We start from the raw sequence: 16,628 nt of genomic DNA, 5'->3' as shown, positions 1-16,628 counted from the left end.
GTGCCCGCCCGGTGCAATCGCCCTGATGGCGAAGCAAAGACTGGAATCAACCCAACTCCATCTGAGCCTTCGGTTGACGGTGGGAGCGCTGTCTAACCAGATGCATCCGCTGCTCCAGCCGCTCAAAGTGGAGCAAGTCCTGCTGATTCAGCCGCGAGACGACGGTGTTGTGCTGCCGTTCAAACACCACCCCGCGCCCCCACTTGTCAGTAATTCGCAACAGGTCGTCAGTGCCCACTTCCAGCTTGAACTGGCCCCCCTCCCTGTTCCAGGTGTTGGCGTAGACATGATTCTGGAGAAAGTCCCGCACCGTGTGTTCAACCCTGCGGGTGCGAGCTGCATAAACCGCTGCCACGTCCAGCTTGCCCTGGGGCATCGCTGCCCGGTTATGGCGTAGACGGTTCAACGTCTGTCGCTGAAAATCACTCAGCCGTTCAGCCACCGATACCACCTCGATACTTCGGCCCAGCCCGGCAGGCCGAGTCACCCGTAGCTGCATTAACTCTCCCTGTTGATCCCGCAGGGTGTAATGCCCCAATCCCTGACGGCTGAGGCTGTAGTCCCCGATTTGGTAGAGATTCTCTCCGGTCCGCTCATGCCCCCGTTGGAACAGCGCCACCACCGCCCGGGCCACCTGCTGATGGCGCCGATTGTCCAGCTGTTGACTGAGCCACTGGGTCATACGCCCCGTTAGCGCCTGTTGTTGCCAGGCCTGGACGGTAGCTTGCAACAGCGCTTTCGTGGGGCGTTCCCCTAACCGCTCCACCTCCCGGTTCAACACCGTCAGCGCTGGCGGGGTTGAACCATTGCGGGATGGCTTTGGCTGCGCCGTCGCTGCAGTCATGGCTGGCGGGGTTGACCCATTGAGTGATGGCTGGGGCGTTGACCCATTGCGGGAGAGTTCGGGCTGCATCGTCTCCGCTGCCGCTGCGGCTACAGCTGGAGAGAGCCGGGTTTCCCATTCCAGAAAGGCGGCTCGGTCAGCCTCCTGCAACTGATGGGAGACCACCGCCCCATCCCGCACTAACAGAATCAGGTGATTGTCCCGCCGGACTGCCAGATGATGACCATTTTGTTTGATGTGGTAAGAGCCGACCGCTACCGACTCGTAGATTGGTGTCGCGTCATTTAAGGGATTGAGCAATTGCGCGGCGATCTGAGCAACCTGATCGGCATCTGGAGTGGGGAGACCGGCAGGGATCACCGTTGACCGACCCGGGTTGAGTGGGGCAGGCTCCATGGCAGTAATGGCGTCCAGCGCCTGCAGCGCTGGCGAGGGCTGCGCCCCCTGGGGCTGAACCGGCTGCTCAATCTGGAGCTGAATCTGGTTGACGGTAATCGCCCCATCCCGCTCTTCCCGAAACAGCACTGTGCCCCCGTCACGGATCTCAATTGCCGGGACTTTACCCCGGTATGCCTCTGGGTCAACCCCAGGGGTGACCGGCTGCTGCATGGCATCCAGAATGATCTTCAGGCTGTTAGGATTCAGCTCCCGCCGTATGCTGCCATCGGCCAATTGCCCGTAAACCACCCGCTGCCCCAGCTGAATCCGCAGGTCATCTTGACCCAGTGGGGGCTGTGGTCGTGATGGCTTAAAGCTCAGTGACAGTCGCTGACTCACCTGGGTCAGGGCCATCACCAGCTGCACCTCATCTTCTTGAATCGCCTGGGCCTCTTGGGGACTAATCACAAAAGGATTCATGCTACCCTCCCCTGCACCAGTCCTAGACCACCCATGCGGTCAATCACCACCTCACGACCGACCTGGAAAAAGGCCAGCTGATCATCCAGGCGATATTCCACACAGCCCGGTTGGTAGTCTGGTAAGCAGTCTCGGGAAAAGACCAACACTCCGCCCACTGACCGGAGGTAAGGCACATCGTCAAATAGCACCTCTACCACCTCAGGCCCATAGCCTGGCGGTAGCGGCGGTAAGGCTTTAGCTACCGCCAAAGCCGGAATCCGTTCCGGGTGCTGGTTTAAATACGCGGTAGCCCCTGGGGAGAGTCCCCATGCTGTGATGTCATAGTTCATCGGAAGGCCTCATCAAATTCGTCTTCAGTAATGTCGGAATCGGCAGTAAATGCCCCTGATAATCCGTTCTGCTCACCCACAGGCGCTGGAAATAACCGCTCTGCCATTTCCTTGCGCAATTGGTTCTCAGCGTCCAAGTCCGTCAGCCGCTGCTGCCGCTGCTGTCGCTGCTGTTGACAACGGGCAATCAGCTTTTTCTGCACCGTGCTGTGCCAGAGGGCTTCACTGCGGGCCTGGGTCTTTTGCTCCTGCTTAGACACCTTCACCCGCACCCGCAACGGCACCGAGGCCTCCCCCCCGCCCCGGTAGGCTGGGTTAATGAATACGCACTCCCCCTGGTCCAGCTTCAGAATCTGATCCGCTGTCATCAGCGGCACCCGCTGGCACTGCTCGGAACGGCTATTGCTGCCATAGCGGCCCTGGCTGCGGGAGCGGGTGTAGATCCGCACATCTTTTTCCCCCAGGTAGCCCGAGAACTCCTGGGCTGTTTCCCGGTCTTTGGGATTGAAAAACACCTTGGTGCCACAGGCGGCAAACAGGGCTCTGGACAGATCTCGCCCATAGATGTGCTGGAGCTGGGCAAAGTTCTGGTAACCCAGTAGGGCCACAAACCCGTAGGAGCGAAACTCGTTGATCCACTTGGGTAGGTCCGGCAGGTAAAGGGTTGGCAACTCATCCAGGGCGATCACCAGGGGTTCAGAGCGGGGGCGAGCAAAGTTGCGGGTGACAATCAGGTGCAGGATGGCGGCCAAGAGGGGGCTGACAGCATCGCGCTTCTGGATATCCACCTGCAAAAACAGAATCCGCTTGCCCGTCATATCCAAGGGAATCGTGGTCTGGCTGCAGAAGCTGGAGACCAACTGCTTGCCGGTAAAGGTTTTGAAGGTGCGCTGGGCGGTGGCCACAATCCCGGCGATCTGCTTATCGGCATCCTCGGAGGCAATCAGCTGACTGAAGCTTTCCATCGTCCAGGGCGGAATCCACCCCGATTCTCCCGCCTGCCGGATGCGCCCCGGCAGGTGGGAGAGGTTCAAGATTTTGCTGGCCATCAGCAGGTCGGGATAGGGGGTACGCTTGGCCAGCAGCATCACCGCTTCCACCAGATTGGTACCGGCACTGTTGAAGAAGTCATTATCCCGGTAGCCGCCGTCCCGTTGGGTGTTCTTTTGCAGCACAGCGGCAAGCTGAGACGCCATCAGAGCATCGGTTTCGTCTTCCAGAAAGTCCAGCGGGTTGCAAACGCCAGTGTAGGGTTGCCCCGGTGCAAACACATCCACCTGATAGCCCTGGCTGGCGGCCCAGGCGGCATGGGCCGCTAACTGACTGCCCTTGAAGTCGTAGACCACGATAGGAAACCCCTGGGCTATGGCCGAACGAATCGCCGGGTCAATGATGCTGTAGGTTTTCCCTGAATCCGGAGCGCCTGCCACCACAATGCTCTGCTGAGCCTGGGGAATATCCAGGTTTCCGGCTTTGAGGGGTACCCTGGCTGGATGCCGCTGCTGCTGCTGCTTCCGCCCCAGCGCCCTGGCCCGCCGCCGTTCTGCCTTTCCCGCAAAGCGGCCCGTCGCCAGCTTGTTCTTGGTGCTGTTGCCAAACAGGCCCATCCCCACCCACAGCACCACCAGGCCGAGCAGTAGGGTCCCCATGCCGGAGTCTATAAACGGTTGGGCCGTATCCCGTAAGATGCTGAGATCCAGGGGACGTTGGGGTTGAGAGGAGGTTGTCATTGTCGTGCCCAAGTCTCAATGTGCTGAATTTCGTAGACTTCACCGTTGAATCCCAGGGTGTATTGCTGCACGCCGTCAGTCCCCTGCTGAGTCACCACCAATCGAGGTAACCCCTGATCCAGAGTTGTCGTTGGCTCAATCAGAGTCCGGCCTGGTGGCAGGTGGGGCATGAGGTAGGTGGCCAGCACTCGTTGAAAGCCGGTGTCTTGAGGGATATAGCCAAAGAACGCACAGCCCATTGCCCCACAGAGTGGCTGCGTCTTGATTTCCTCTACCCGGGTATCCACCAGATACAGGGGCTGGCGTTGACCTGCGATCTGCACCCGCCATACCTGCATCTGCCCCGGATCAACGGGGAAGTTGGGGCTGAGGTTGTCCTGCATGATTTGACTCAACAAAGGCAGGGGAGCCACCGCCTGGGCTAAGCGCCAGCCGGATGGCGATGGCCGAGGCCAGAACCAGGCCGCAAGCGCCAACAGCATCCCCAGACAGACCAGAAGGGGGTTAACCCGCAAGATCCACCTCATCCTCGGCCACCTCCTTGAGCTAGACAGCCTTTGGCCTGGGCATAGGCCTGGCTCAACCAAGCGGTTTGTGGATTGAGAAAGATCTGGCCCTGAATGTCAGCCACCGTGCCGTCCACCGGCACCCCTGGACCACCAAAGTAGTGCTGGCCAATGCGCTCAATCAGAGCAGCCTCCGATAACCCTTCGCCCTGGACCTGTTTAGCAATGGCTTGCAGGGATGCCTTCACCAGATGGGTTTGGGTAGCTTTGGGCAAGAACCGTTCGACTTCATCGGCGTTAATCGCAGCCCCAGCCTCAACTCGCTTGAGAAACTCCTGCCCCCCAGGCTGAGCCACAATCATCGCCTGCACCTCCGGCTGATAGCTCATCAGAGGGTATTGGCCCAAGCGGCGACCGCAGTGGCCCTGGGGATCACAGCCATAGGGACCAATGGCGGTGGGATAGCGACTGAGGGTAGCAATGGCGGTTGAAAGTGCCCCCAGATCAAGCTCGCCATGACCAGGCCCGCAGGGTTTGAGATTGCTCAGATCCCCTGGCAGCCGCTGATGTTTCTGTGAGGTTGACTGGGGTAATGCTCCAGCAGATGCCGATACCACCGGTAGGCTCGATGCTGCCTGGCCTCCACTCCCGCCATCCACAGCCCCCACCAGCATAAAATCTGTTTCCTGGTAGGTCATAAACGGCACCGGGCCAATGAAGTAAGGCGTACAACCCAGATCTGGGGTGAAAAAGCCCCCCCGCTGACACATGCGAAAAAACAGGGCCGTGCTGACCGTACCTGAGGATTCATCCACATCCCACAGGGCCACTTTGAAGGCCTCGCCAAAGGGATGCCGTCCAGTCGGCTCCTGGCCGCCATTGACAAATGACAGAAACCCTTCGCCCCCTGGCACTTGCTGCACCTGCCCTGAAATCCACTGCTTGCCGTGCAGGCCTGGCGTTCCGGCAAACTCCACATGGGCGCAGGACTCCTCACAGGGCACCTGAAATCCGGCCTGCTTACTGCCTGAGATCGTTGCCTGCCGCTGGGTTTCGGCCTGACCGTAGACCATATCGATCTGGCCAATGGCCCCGGCCCCGGAGAGCGGATTGGGCATCTGATCCAGAGGCACCGACGCCAGTCCCGGCACCCCGCCGATAGTGCTGTTGCCCCAGTCGCGAAAGTTCTGTAAGGAAATGCCGGTTAGTCCCGGAATATCGCTCAGGGCAAACGAATTGAGCTGACTACCCAGTTGTCCCAGACTCAGTTGACCTAGATCGGGAAACTCCGCCAGCAGGTTGGAGAGGGTCAGGTCATTCCCGCTAAATCCCCGCAGCCTCGACACCGGCAGCGCTTGGGACATCAGCGCTTCCAGCGGCGGCACCTGTTCTAGGCGCAGGGTGCCTAACCCTGGAATAGCCGTGACCAGATCCTCCACCCGCTGCCAGCCCACCAGTTCCAGAGCGCTCAGGGCCACCTGGCTCAGGTCAAGCTGAGCAAACTGAGCCAGGGTCTGGAGATTAAACAACTGAGGATAAAGACTGGTCTGAAAATCCCCCAGCTTCAGCACCTCGACTACCGACTGCCCGGCTTGCCAAAGGCGAGAGGGATCGTAGCCCAGGCTGGCCACCAGATCGCCAGGAATCTCAATGGCTCCACCAGCGAGTAACGGCGGCAAGTTGGCCAGGGTCAGCTGTGACCAATCGGGCACCCGGGCGTACTGCTGCTCCCACTGCACGGGTAGGGTGGGAATCCAGGGTTGTGTGGCGGCTTGGGGGGCTGGCTTCAACCAGACCAGACCTGCTGTTAGCAGGCCTATAGCCACCAGGCCCAGGCGTTGAAGGCGTCGTCGAAATCGATACGTCATGGGTTCATCTCCCTTGGGTGAGTCCAGAATCAGGGCGGCCCATCTGCGCCAGGCGCACCACCAGGGCCTGGGATACACCTGCAGTCTGGGCCGCGTCAGCCAGGGGGCGGCCTTGTTTCAACTGTTCGAGTAGCGCTTGAAGTCGCTCCCAGAGGGGATCGCCAGTGGCCACCAGGTTGCGTTGCTGGGCGGCGAGTAACCCCTGCTCCACCCACCTCACCCCAGCCGGGCTAGCGATCTGGGTCGCCAAAATAGCGCTGGTCTGGGGGGATGGCATATCCAGTTGAATCGCCAAAATGCTGTAGGCGGGTGTGCCTGATGTCGGAAAGGCCAGGCGAAAGGTGTAAAGCTCACGGTCTGTGACAATCGTCAGTGTCGTCGTTGCGGTAGCAGGTAGTCCTGGGAACGACAAGGGCTGAATTCGCCTGAGGTGAATCACCGTGGCTGCGCAGTCACCCGGTTCGCTCCCAGTGGCGCAGCGGGTGTCGTCAAAATCCAGCGTCACCTGGGACGGATCATCCAGCCAGACCCGATGGATAATGGCCCCCACGGGCCGAAAGTTGAGCGTCACCCCATGGCCCGGATGCAGCTCAACCGTGACCGGGGCATGGTCGCCCCGCGCCGCCCGATTAGACAGGGTGCGGGTGGCCTGGGCCCAGGCTGGAGTAGAGAGGCCTGCTAAAACCAGCGACAGGGCTAACGTTTTCCAGTATCGAATCATTGATCTGCCCCTTAAATCGGCATTTGCATCGACTGATTCACGAACACCTGCACAGGCCGACCGGCCTCGATGTAGGCCAGGCGGGGACGCTGCTCCAGTGCTTCAATCGCCCGCTGATTGCGCTCGGCAATGGTGTCCAGAATGGCGTCAGTGCCCCCCTCCAAGATCCCGGCCCATACATTGGGAGCCGGGTTCTCAGTGGTGACGACGGTAGTGCTGCTACCCGTTTCAACCCGGGTATTGGGCCGGGTGTAGAGTTCACTGGCCCGACGAATAGACCCCAGGGCAAATTGGCCCGCATCCATCGCCGCAATCTCAGGGCCAATGTCGTCGTAAGCTTCCGCCTGCAGCGGCATACCCCCTTGGCCGCGAATCTGGATCACCCCCTGGGGCAGCATTAGTTCTCGGGCCTGGCCCTGGTCGGTCCAGATCGCCTGGGTCGCCGAGAGTTGCACCAGCCCGTTATCTGAAACCGTTTCTACCCGCACAACCAGTTCTCCCCCCGCTGGAATCGCCACCTGACCCTGGCTATCCACCAGCGGTTCTGAAAGCACGACCAGCAGCTTGTTGCCCTCAGCCGTGTTATCGAGGATCACGGGTGTAGTCAGTGAGCCACTGGATTGGGTGCCCGCCACCAGGGAGGCGGGAGGGGTTGAGGGTTGAAGGATGCGGGCTTCATCAGCCGTGAGGATGTCCGGGTAAGTGACTGTTTCACTGTCAGCGGCTGCCACTGGCCCCTGATCCACGGCGTCTATTTCCGGTAGATCAGGAGGTTCCGCCTCTGAAATGTCTGGTGCGCCATTGGTTGCCATTGATTCTGGCGAGCTAACAGGTGCAGGCGCAGGATGACTGGAGACCCTAGCGAATTGGGCTTGGGCAACAGGTTCAGGGGATGTGACCGATTCAGTCGCCGCTTCGGGCAGCGGCATACGGCCATAACTCCCCACCTGGGCCAGCTGTTGCCAGCGTTCTACCGGATCAGCCGCAGGAGTTGCCGCTGATGTGGGGGCCGCAGAAACCGCTGACGGGCGAGACGCCACAGGGGGCGGTGTTACCGTTGGCTGTAGGCGCGGGGTTGGGGCTGGGTAGCTGACTGTTGGGGAGGCCGGTCTGGCCGAGACGGTGGGCGGCGGCGCTGATGGGGTAGGCCGGGGTGACGGGGTCACGGCTGCCGCAGGTGAAGTGGTTGGCGTCATGGTTGGCCGAGGCGGTGTCCCAGCGGTGGTGGTTGGCACCAGGCCTTGATCATCCAGGGCCATCTGAGCTTTGAGGGCAGCAATCTCAGCTCTGGCTTCCTCCAGCTCTGCGTCTACGGTCTGCGGCTGAGCTGCCGTTGGGTCGGCCTCGGGGGGTGGTGTCGTTGTCTCGGGTATATCCCTCTGACGACTACCGATAATGAATACCCCCGCCAGGGCAAAGACCGGCACCAGGGCCGCACCAATCAACACCAGCTTTGGTACCGGCAGTTTCCAGAAGGGACGCTCAGACTTGACTGGCTCAGGATTAAAGGCCGCTGCGGTGACCAGCGGTTCTGAGAGGTCCGGCGCACCGGTCATCTCCCGCAGCATCTCCAGGTTGGGATCTGGGAGGGAACTCATCGGCTGACATCCTCCGGTTGAATGGGTCGAATCGCTTCAATCTGCACCCCGCTTTCCAGCAGGCGGTAGGCGATAGCCTGGTACTCCGAGGCATCGGGAATTAGGGGCTGGCCTGCGGGCTCGACGGCTCTGACCGTCAGGCGACGGTTAAAGGTCAGGGTGGTCCCGGCTGGGTTGCTGGCTTCAAACACCACACGGGTGGCCACCAGATCCACCTGCCAGCGGCCCTCGCCAATGGCCCGGGGCGGGGAAATGTGTTGGGGAATCAAGACCGCTGACACCTGCCCGTCAAAGACGCCCTCGGGAATCACCTCGGTGGCCAGGGTGTGCAGAAAGGCATCACGGAAGTCAGGGGCCAGCAGGAATGAGGCTTCCCAGGCTGCGGTCGACACCCGGTCGCGCCCAGCAACCTGAACCCCGTCATCAACAGCGCCCTCGCCTTCCCCCGGCAGTTGGCCCCAGGTGAAGGTCATCACCGCCCAGGTCGAGACCACCTGGCGGATCACTTCCGGTTCCCGGTGGCGGTAGTCGGCAGGACGCACCGAGAAGGCTCGACCATCCACCTGCTGTACCAGGGTGGGCGGCTTCTGATTGGCCAGCCGTGATACTGAGACCGCCAGCCAGAGTAGAGATAGGGCAAAGATAACCACTCCCACCGACAGCCCGGCAAAGGCCAGGGGCAGAATGTCGCTGGAATGGATTCGGGGTCGTTTCACCTTACGGCTGAGTTCAAGTAGTTCCATCACTTACCTCGGAATCGGAACAGCAGAGGTGCCGACTGCAATCAGTCGGGTTACCCCACCAGAGACACCGCGAAAGACCGCCATCCCAGCCCCCCCAGCAATGGCCAGAGCCAGGACGGGGGCCAGGATGCTAATCAGCAGCAAAAAGCCAAAGTCGCTGGAAGTCTGGGCATTGGCAGCCACGACAACGGTGGCCGCCAGACCAACGATGACGTTGTAGGAAAACTTGGCCATGCCCAGGCTGAAAAAGCCCACCAGCCAGGACCACAGGGGCCGACCCTGGAGGGGAACAACGGAACCGGCCACGGCGATGGGGCCAATCAGCCCGGTCAATAGCATCGCCATTTCCAACAGGTTGGCAAAGGCCCACTGCCAGCCCTTGAGAAACTGCTCCGCCAGGGCCTGGCTGCTGGTTTGCAGCACGGTATCGACCAGAATATCGGCCAGGGGATTGCCCCCAATAGGAGCCTCGCCGGACTGGTAGACCTGCTCCACCCGTTGGCTGATCTGCTGCACCCGTCCCCAGAGCCGTTGCAGGCCCGCACTCCAGAAGCCTCGGGCGCGGTACTCCTGCTCCAGCCGTTGTTGGGCGCGTTCCCCGGCCCGAATGAAGCAGTCCACCTGGGCCTGGCCGGTCTGAGCATCGCAGGCGGCATACTCCTGCTGGATCACGGCCTTGGCTTGCTGGGACAGAATCACATCGTTGAGGGCTTCCAGCATCGACACTTCACCCACCTGCACCTGAAGCACCGTTTGGGTCTGGGCGTTGATCAGGTTGCGGATACCGAGGGTAGCGGAGCCTAGCAGGGCTCCGTTATTGAAGAGCAGCACGGCAATGGTCAGCACCCAGAGCACATTGGGCAGGGCGGGGAAGATACCCCGCTCAATCGCTTCTTTTACCCAGCCCACGGCAAAAAAGATGAAGGCCCCCACCAGAATGATGGAAGCAAACTGGTTGATGCCCAGATACAGGCCGCTGCTGCTGGCAAAGATGTCTTGCCAGCGGGCATCCCAAGCCTGCTGCACTGCTTCCAGTTGCTGCACACTGTCGTCGATGATGCTGAGGCCGCCTGTAACCTGGGCCAGGGGGCGGGGGCTAAATGGTAAGAGAACGCTGAACATGGTTAGTTGCCAGAGGGGCTGGTACCCAGGGCTCCGGGGATGTAGATCGGCGCCTGGGCGGAACCGGAAATCGAAATCTGTCGCTCCACCCGCTCGCGGCGGTTGGCTTCATCAATCCCTTCGCTGGTATTAGCGGCCAGTTGGGTCAGCATCCCCTGAAGTTGGTGGAGCTGGGTCAGGGTGGTGTTGTTTTCAGCCGTCAGCTGGGTTTGCTCATGCAGTAGGGCCGCCACCGAGGCCTGGATCTGGGCGTTTTGCTTCATCACATCCTGGGTGACGTTCATCCCCTGGGCGGCTTCTGCCATGGATTGCACCTGCTGGGTGCGGGCCTGACTCTCTTGCAGCAGGTTGGAAGTCTGCTCAGCCTGAGTGGACAGGCGAGTTTGCCCCTGATCCCCCAGCCAGGGCGAGGCCATGGAGCGGGCCACTTCCTGGTCATAGCGGTTGGCCAGATCCCGCTGCTGGGTGGCCCGATCCGTACCGAGGATGCTTTGAATTGGTACCAGCTCATCCATCCGCACCCGGTGCAGATCAGGCAAGTTACCGCCAAGGGCGGCTTTGAGGGCTTCCCATTGATCACCCAGCACCGCCTGTAGGGTTTCTTCGGCCAGGGCCGTCGTGGTTTGAATCTGCTCCAGGATGGTGGTAATCGGGTTGGGTAGGTGGTTCATGGCCCAGTCTTGCCACTGTTGGCCCCATCCACCGGGCTGGAGGGAAGCACGGGCAGCGCCCAGACTAAGCAGGCCCAGACTGAGGCTGGTGCCAAGGATCAGGCGATAGCGAGTGCGGTGGCGTTTTGCTTGAGTCGTCATGATGTCCTCCGAGGGGTTGCAGATTGGGGTTGATGACCGTTGGTCACGGTAAGTTCAGAGACAGGGCGAATGAGTTCAAATTCAGGCTGGGTGGGCGCAATGGTGTCGAGGGATTGACCACAGCGCAGCGCCTGCACATAGGCATTGGCAAAGGCGGCATACCCGGCAAATTTGTTGGCATGTTGGGCCAACACCCGCTGACGAGCCCGTTGCTCCTTGGGGTTGTTGGCCACTGCCCCCAGCAGTTCAGCAGAGGGGTAGTGGGCACAGGGGGTGAGGCGGGCATCGGCATCCAGCAGCCAGTGGGAGCAGAGCCGTCCAGGGCTAATGCGGAAGGATTCTTCGGTGTTGGGCCGCAGTAGGCTGGGGTCGTAGCCGAACAGGTGTTGGTAGGAGGGCAGGGCATTGGGCTGGATCGCTCCTACCAACCGAGTGTTGAGGTTTTGCAGGATCTGCGACCCGGCTACTGATTGGGCGATGGTGTCGGGATCCTGGCCGATGATCAGGGGGCGGATGCCGGATTTGGCTCCGTTGGCGCAGACCTGGCCAATGATTTGAGCAATGCCGTTGTATTTGAACAGGATGGGGCTCTCATCGATGGCCAGTAGGGAATCGGAGACTTCCAGGGCGCGACGGAAGGCCATCGATTGAGCCGAGAGGGCCAGCACCGCCGCTTCGATGTTGTCGCCGACGTTGCGCAGGGCAAAGACGGTGAGCCGGGCATCGGTGCGGATGGTCGAGGGTTGGGAAATGGCCTTGCCCACCCGGCTGGAGAGCCAGCCTCGCAGCTCCAGCAGAATGGTGGCCACGGCTTCGTTAAGTAGAGCGGATTCTACTTCCAGATCCAGATTGGTCACGGTTTCTACAAAGTCCGCCAGAGTCGGCATTTGCTGCCACTCGGCACTGCCAAATCCCGAGGCAAAGGCGGCCTCATAGCGGGTCAGAATTTGGGGAGTCTCGAAGAAGGTGGCCAGCGCTTGCCAGAGCACAGTGTGGACCCGCTTGCCCAATTGGTTATCGGTCTCGGTGCCCATCACCATGGTGTCGAGGGCTTTGACCAGAAACTCTTTGTAGTCGTCCAGGCGCTCCTGCCGTTGGTTATCGGGCAAGTCGCGCAGGTCAGGAATTTGAAACAGGTTGTTGCTTTCAGAGCCGATGTCAAAGTAAGCGCCCTGGTCGCCGAAGAACTTGACCAGGTCGGTGTAGGTGGTGGTGCCATCGGGTTTGGGATAGTCGAGGGAGATCACATTCATGCCGTTGGCCATGGCCCACACAAAGATCTCTGAGGCCAGCACCGACTTGCCACTGCGGGTCTCGCCAAAGATCAACATCCCCCGGTGTTGATTCACGAAGTCTAAATAGACCGGCATCTGACCGTCACGGGTGATCAGCTCAATGCCCTGGTTATCGATGGTGCGGGGACAGGCCACGGGCATCAGCCCTGGCGCTTCATTGGTCAGGTACATCTGCCTGCGGCCATCGTCAATCAGCCTGTCACCGACAATCGGCAGGGACCTGAGCCAGAGCTGCCAGGCAATCTCAGTCTCGCGAATAAAGTCACCCTGGTGGAAGGCATTGGTGAGCTTCTGGCAGGCCTCGGCCAGAGACTCGGGACTCTCCCGATGCAACAGCACCAGGCTGCTGATCCAGATCGGCAGGGCACCCTCATAAATCCGCTCCTGGGCCTCCACCCCCTGCTTCATCCGCATCTGAGAGGCCACATCCACATCCCGCAGCAGGTTAGCCCGAAAGGTGGCGGTGACACTTTGCTTGGTCAGCCGTTGCAGGGTGACGCGGGTCATCATCCGGTCTGCTGCCGCCAACTCACAGACGCATTCGCAGTCAGGAAATTGGGCCAGGGCTTGCCACAGGTAGTAGAGCTGATGCTCGGGGGTGGTGAACCCGGCGGGTTTGGATTCCAGTACCATCGCCCCCACGAATTTGCCTTTCACCTGGACCCACTGGCGATCTGCTTTGGGATGGCTGGGTTGCCCCTTCTCCCCGCGAATCAGGCGAGAGGTAGCGTGCAGCGGATCGTGGATTAGTTCGCTGAGTTTGGTGTCGCCGTCAGCATCACTCAGCTCCAGGCATTGTGGAACAGGGGGGACTGTCGTTGAGTTGAATTGAGTCCAGAGGTACTGCCATAAGTCTTCGGTTCCCATTGGGGTAACCTGAAGCCCCATGCGAGTATTGAGCTGCTGCTCCCAGTGCAGGTAACCATCGGTGAAGCCCTGGGTCAGGAGCTGCACGTAGGACTGTTGCTGGTTCTGCTCCTTCAACCCCTTGAAGGTGTCGTACTGAGTCACCACCCAGGCCAGCAGCTTTTCAACCTGGTCCGCGCTCTGCTCTGGCCCTGACCCGAGGGGGTAGGTGGCAAACAGATACAGCTGTTTGGGTTGTCGTTGTTTTTCGGTCGTGAGATCCCGGGTGGCCCGTTGCTGGGCCAGCAACAGGAACTGGCTTTCCAGGGTAGTGGTGGTTTGAATCAAGGTTTCCAGGGATTGTTGGCGCTCCGTATCATCGGCAAAGGAGCGCCAGTGAATCCGCAATCGGTCTCCCGGTCGAAACCCCTTGAGCCCATCTTCCAGTCGTTTCAACGTGGGTTCCGCCTGCCCCGGTTGCAACTGGGTGTGAATCCCCCGGCTGCGAAAGCCAAACACCAGACTGTACTGCCGCTGGTGCTTCAGCAGGTAAGCGCCCACATTGCGCCCCCGTAGGTTCAGGCGACAGAGACATTCCAGGTGCGATTCATCTTCAAAGGGGCGAAAGCGATAGCGTTGGGTACCAAGCCTTGGTTTACTCATGGTGGTTGGGTAAATGACGCTGATAGGGCACATGGCCCCGTTTCCAATCGGGTACGGGCACAAACTTGTGGGTAAACAGCCAGGTCTTCTCGCCAACCACCACCCACCAGGTGGAAATACCCCAGGTGCTGAGCAGTAGAAATAGGACGAATCCCAAACCAAGTACGACTTCAATCAAGAGGTAGAAGCCGACGAAGATGCCGCCCGAGGGGGCCAGCAGGTTAGCCGGAATCGGGCCAAGGGAGGGCTGACGGCCCAGACTGGGGTTGACCGGGCAGTACAGGCGCGAGTCGTCGCTCATCTCAGGCACCAAAGAATAAGCGGCTCAAACCTTCCACAATCACCACCGCCGCCACGATGATGAAGGCGTTTTGCAACAAGGGTTGCCACTGTTCACCCCGTTGGGCCTGATAGACCGCGAAGAACACAAAGCCCACCGCTGACACCCACACCACCAGGCGCAGCAGCCCGAACATAAAGCCGATGATGCTGCCATCCAGGTATTGGCCGAAAATGGCCTGGGCCTGGCCTTCGACAGTATCGAACAACTGGGCCATGGCGGGATTGGCGTGGCTGGTGATGCTGATGAATAGCAGGATGCCGGTGATCAGACCCAGCCACCTCCAGCCGCTGAGACCACGGAATTTGACATGGGCCAGACGATTTCCAACCCCAGACAGACGACGTTTAACACCCCGAGACACCAGGCGCCTCAGGCGGTTAGATCCAAAATTCATATCTCCTACTCCAAGCAAGTGAGGACGTAGGTAGATAGCTCCCTGAACAGATTGAGTAGGACGATTTGTAGCCACGGGTGACCGGTTGTTGGTCTCGCCACCCTCGGGTCAAGCACGGAACTTTATCAGGAACTCAAGATTGGTGACTCAATCTTTATCGTACTTTCACACTAAAAGTATTACCTGGTAATACTGGATGAACTGACTGGAAAAGTAAAGCAGGTTTTAGATTTTGTTTACAAATGAAAATCCCCATGGCCAAAGGAAGCCAAAAATGGCCAAAGTGCCCTAGACCTCCTGGGGGCAAATCCTTTACCTTTCTTAATGCTGGGGCAACAGGTCTATCCTATGGTTGAGGACGTTAGTCCATCAGGGTATGAGGTTTGTCGGATTAAGGTGGCATGAAGCGGAGGAAGTGTTCTATCAAGTCACCTCAGGTTTCTGTAAAGCTACAGTCCCTCTGTGCATGGTTCACCCAGGTAGGAGGCTAGGATAACCTCAGTTGGTCTCGTTCCTGTCACTCCTATGGTCAAATCCTCTGTGCCCCCTGATAAATCATCCTCAGAATCCTCCGATGTAGGTTGTCGTCCCACGTTTTATATGACCGCTGAACTGCTGGAGGCGATTGAGGCCCAGTGCGCGGCGGAAGGGAATCGCAAGCGATCCCCCTTCCTGGCCGAAATCATGGAACTGCTGCTTACCAGTGAGGTGGGGCAGCAACTACGAGAGGGTGCCCAAAAGCACCATCGGCCTCTGGTCCATGAGCTGGAGGCGAATCTACTCTTATTCAATCAGCACATCCCGACGGAGCGCATTGTGGAGTTGGCTGAGGCCAGTCAGCGTAATCCAGACCAGATGCTGGTGCGTTTGGTGCTGCTGGGTTTACGGGTTTATGAAAAGGCAATCTCGCGGATGGAAGCGGAGATTGACGGCGGGTCGGAAGTGGTGTCGTAGCATTGGCCACTTTTTTAGTATTTTGTCCGGATTTGGTCTGGCAACTCAGTACAAGTAATTCATTGGTGATATTTGCTACTCATTTAGTTGCGTAGTGGAGTGATGACCTGTTTGCCCCGGGGTCATGGTTGCTCGTATCAGCCCTATGGCATGTACAGGGTTGTGGAACTGAGATGGCGAATCGTTGGCAGCAATGTTTTGGGGGCAGAGCAATAGCGTGCATGCTGGCTCCCGTCGCGGCTGTTCTCGTCAGTGCTGGTTTAGGGTCAGCAGTGAGGTAGGGGCACCATGGCTCGATTTTTGACGCGCCGCTATGTGGCGGTGACCTCATATGAAGCTCAACGGCTAGCACGGTTGGATGGTACACCGATCCACCAGATCCGGCATACTCCAGATGTGTACCTAGTACATCGCACGGAGTGGTGGGCCTGGTGGTCGGATAAATGTCTGACCAATGCAGTATCCCTGCCAGATTCCCTGTGTCCGGAGGGTTTGTCGCCTGATGCGGTGGAACTGATTTCAGAAGTATGGGAAAGTGCCTCTCCACCACCTCAATGCGGTTGGAGTGTTTTAGCAAATGTTGAGGCAATCGTGAAGCGAGAACGGCTCACGATTGAGCGGCTAATCATGAGTCCTCTACAAAGTGAGTCTTTGGAGAAGTTGACGGTTCGGTTTCGGGGTGGAGATTGGGACGTGTTGTACTGCTACTTCCAATTTCTGCAGGATAGCTACTTGTGCGAGATCAGCCAGGAGTTAACCGCTTTCCTGGACTAGGACAGGTGTAGGTTGTTCACACAGGTACAAGAGATGCTATCCCCTCTTTCATATAGAGCATCCTAAACCTCTCAGCCGCCTTAGAGCTAATTTCTGTAGCTTTGCTGAAATAGTCCAACGGACCTGCCTTATGCCAGTCCCCATACCTGAGCGACCATTACGATGAAAAGCTGGAGTTGATGGTGATCCTGATGAAGGATTTCCCTAAGAAATAAGCCGCCGTTC

Annotated in this window: 15 protein-coding genes; 2 read left to right on the top strand and 13 right to left on the bottom strand. The window is 59.2% G+C overall.

The window, feature by feature from the left end; all coding sequences use genetic code 11:
* Nucleotides 1-46: 46 nt before the first annotated feature.
* From E1H13_RS12555 to E1H13_RS12495, 13 genes are read right to left on the bottom strand one after another with little or no spacing between them, the layout of a single operon-like run.
* Nucleotides 47-1,702 carry a hypothetical protein gene (locus tag E1H13_RS12555; RefSeq protein ID WP_169613762.1) on the bottom strand — a complete coding sequence of 552 codons (1,656 nt, stop codon included), beginning with the start codon at nucleotides 1,700-1,702 and terminating at the stop codon, nucleotides 47-49.
* Complete coding sequence (locus tag E1H13_RS12550) at nucleotides 1,699-2,034, bottom strand: hypothetical protein (protein ID WP_169613761.1); 336 nt, start codon at nucleotides 2,032-2,034, stop codon at nucleotides 1,699-1,701. The genes E1H13_RS12555 and E1H13_RS12550 overlap by 4 nt, the downstream gene beginning before the upstream one ends.
* Entirely contained in the window at nucleotides 2,031-3,764 is a 1,734-nt protein-coding gene (locus E1H13_RS12545) for a type IV secretory system conjugative DNA transfer family protein (protein WP_169613760.1), read from the bottom strand. The genes E1H13_RS12550 and E1H13_RS12545 overlap by 4 nt, the downstream gene beginning before the upstream one ends.
* Nucleotides 3,761-4,246: a hypothetical protein gene (locus E1H13_RS12540; protein WP_206070419.1), complete on the bottom strand. Its 486-nt coding sequence runs from the start codon at nucleotides 4,244-4,246 to the stop codon at nucleotides 3,761-3,763. The genes E1H13_RS12545 and E1H13_RS12540 overlap by 4 nt, the downstream gene beginning before the upstream one ends.
* Before the next feature lie 41 nt (nucleotides 4,247-4,287).
* The gene (locus tag E1H13_RS12535) at nucleotides 4,288-6,138 is read right to left on the bottom strand and encodes a hypothetical protein (RefSeq protein WP_169613758.1); all 1,851 of its coding nucleotides are present in this window, start codon (nucleotides 6,136-6,138) and stop codon (nucleotides 4,288-4,290) included.
* A gap of 4 nt (nucleotides 6,139-6,142) precedes the next feature.
* Nucleotides 6,143-6,859 carry a hypothetical protein gene (locus E1H13_RS12530; RefSeq protein ID WP_169613757.1) on the bottom strand — a complete coding sequence of 239 codons (717 nt, stop codon included), beginning with the start codon at nucleotides 6,857-6,859 and terminating at the stop codon, nucleotides 6,143-6,145.
* An 11-nt stretch (nucleotides 6,860-6,870) separates the two neighbouring features.
* Complete coding sequence (locus E1H13_RS12525; RefSeq protein ID WP_169613756.1) at nucleotides 6,871-8,457, bottom strand: TrbI/VirB10 family protein; 1,587 nt, start codon at nucleotides 8,455-8,457, stop codon at nucleotides 6,871-6,873.
* Nucleotides 8,454-9,200, bottom strand: a complete 747-nt coding sequence (locus E1H13_RS12520) for a hypothetical protein (RefSeq protein ID WP_169613755.1) — start codon at nucleotides 9,198-9,200, stop codon at nucleotides 8,454-8,456. The genes E1H13_RS12525 and E1H13_RS12520 overlap by 4 nt, the downstream gene beginning before the upstream one ends.
* Before the next feature lie 3 nt (nucleotides 9,201-9,203).
* Complete coding sequence (locus E1H13_RS12515) at nucleotides 9,204-10,322, bottom strand: hypothetical protein (protein WP_169613754.1); 1,119 nt, start codon at nucleotides 10,320-10,322, stop codon at nucleotides 9,204-9,206.
* A 2-nt stretch (nucleotides 10,323-10,324) separates the two neighbouring features.
* Nucleotides 10,325-11,134, bottom strand: a complete 810-nt coding sequence (locus tag E1H13_RS12510) for a hypothetical protein (RefSeq protein ID WP_169613753.1) — start codon at nucleotides 11,132-11,134, stop codon at nucleotides 10,325-10,327.
* Nucleotides 11,131-13,938: a hypothetical protein gene (locus E1H13_RS12505; protein ID WP_169613752.1), complete on the bottom strand. Its 2,808-nt coding sequence runs from the start codon at nucleotides 13,936-13,938 to the stop codon at nucleotides 11,131-11,133. Before E1H13_RS12505 ends, E1H13_RS12510 begins: the two co-directional genes overlap by 4 nt.
* The gene (locus tag E1H13_RS12500) at nucleotides 13,931-14,239 is read right to left on the bottom strand and encodes a hypothetical protein (RefSeq protein WP_169613751.1); all 309 of its coding nucleotides are present in this window, start codon (nucleotides 14,237-14,239) and stop codon (nucleotides 13,931-13,933) included. Before E1H13_RS12500 ends, E1H13_RS12505 begins: the two co-directional genes overlap by 8 nt.
* A 1-nt stretch (nucleotide 14,240) precedes the next feature.
* A complete protein-coding gene (locus E1H13_RS12495; protein WP_169613750.1) occupies nucleotides 14,241-14,675 on the bottom strand; it encodes a hypothetical protein in 435 nt (144 codons plus the stop codon).
* A gap of 525 nt (nucleotides 14,676-15,200) precedes the next feature.
* Between E1H13_RS12495 and E1H13_RS12490 the strand changes: the two genes are divergently transcribed.
* Nucleotides 15,201-15,629, top strand: a complete 429-nt coding sequence (locus tag E1H13_RS12490; protein ID WP_169613749.1) for a hypothetical protein — start codon at nucleotides 15,201-15,203, stop codon at nucleotides 15,627-15,629.
* A 288-nt stretch (nucleotides 15,630-15,917) separates the two neighbouring features.
* Nucleotides 15,918-16,403, top strand: a complete 486-nt coding sequence (locus tag E1H13_RS12485) for a hypothetical protein (RefSeq protein WP_169613748.1) — start codon at nucleotides 15,918-15,920, stop codon at nucleotides 16,401-16,403.
* Nucleotides 16,404-16,628 lie beyond the last annotated feature (225 nt).

The sequence above is a fragment of the Nodosilinea sp. P-1105 genome (assembly GCF_012911975.1).
Classification (GTDB): Bacteria; Cyanobacteriota; Cyanobacteriia; order Phormidesmidales; family Phormidesmidaceae; genus Nodosilinea.
This window is presented reverse-complemented; position numbering and strand designations above follow the sequence as displayed.

Bases quoted from the DNA above. Each gene is read 5' to 3' on its own strand.
- E1H13_RS12520 (WP_169613755.1), bottom strand. From the start codon at position 9,200: ATGGAACTACTTGAACTCAGCCGTAAGGTGAAACGACCCCGAATCCAT.
- E1H13_RS12525 (WP_169613756.1), bottom strand. From the start codon at position 8,457: ATGAGTTCCCTCCCAGATCCCAACCTGGAGATGCTGCGGGAGATGACC.
- E1H13_RS12550 (WP_169613761.1), bottom strand. From the start codon at position 2,034: ATGAACTATGACATCACAGCATGGGGACTCTCCCCAGGGGCTACCGCG.
- E1H13_RS12540 (WP_206070419.1), bottom strand. From the start codon at position 4,246: ATGCTGTTGGCGCTTGCGGCCTGGTTCTGGCCTCGGCCATCGCCATCC.
- E1H13_RS12515 (WP_169613754.1), bottom strand. From the start codon at position 10,322: ATGTTCAGCGTTCTCTTACCATTTAGCCCCCGCCCCCTGGCCCAGGTT.
- E1H13_RS12495 (WP_169613750.1), bottom strand. From the start codon at position 14,675: ATGAATTTTGGATCTAACCGCCTGAGGCGCCTGGTGTCTCGGGGTGTT.
- E1H13_RS12545 (WP_169613760.1), bottom strand. From the start codon at position 3,764: ATGACAACCTCCTCTCAACCCCAACGTCCCCTGGATCTCAGCATCTTA.
- E1H13_RS12500 (WP_169613751.1), bottom strand. From the start codon at position 14,239: ATGAGCGACGACTCGCGCCTGTACTGCCCGGTCAACCCCAGTCTGGGC.
- E1H13_RS12485 (WP_169613748.1), top strand. From the start codon at position 15,918: ATGGCTCGATTTTTGACGCGCCGCTATGTGGCGGTGACCTCATATGAA.
- E1H13_RS12530 (WP_169613757.1), bottom strand. From the start codon at position 6,859: ATGATTCGATACTGGAAAACGTTAGCCCTGTCGCTGGTTTTAGCAGGC.
- E1H13_RS12490 (WP_169613749.1), top strand. From the start codon at position 15,201: ATGGTCAAATCCTCTGTGCCCCCTGATAAATCATCCTCAGAATCCTCC.
- E1H13_RS12535 (WP_169613758.1), bottom strand. From the start codon at position 6,138: ATGACGTATCGATTTCGACGACGCCTTCAACGCCTGGGCCTGGTGGCT.
- E1H13_RS12510 (WP_169613753.1), bottom strand. From the start codon at position 11,134: ATGACGACTCAAGCAAAACGCCACCGCACTCGCTATCGCCTGATCCTT.
- E1H13_RS12555 (WP_169613762.1), bottom strand. From the start codon at position 1,702: ATGAATCCTTTTGTGATTAGTCCCCAAGAGGCCCAGGCGATTCAAGAA.
- E1H13_RS12505 (WP_169613752.1), bottom strand. From the start codon at position 13,938: ATGAGTAAACCAAGGCTTGGTACCCAACGCTATCGCTTTCGCCCCTTT.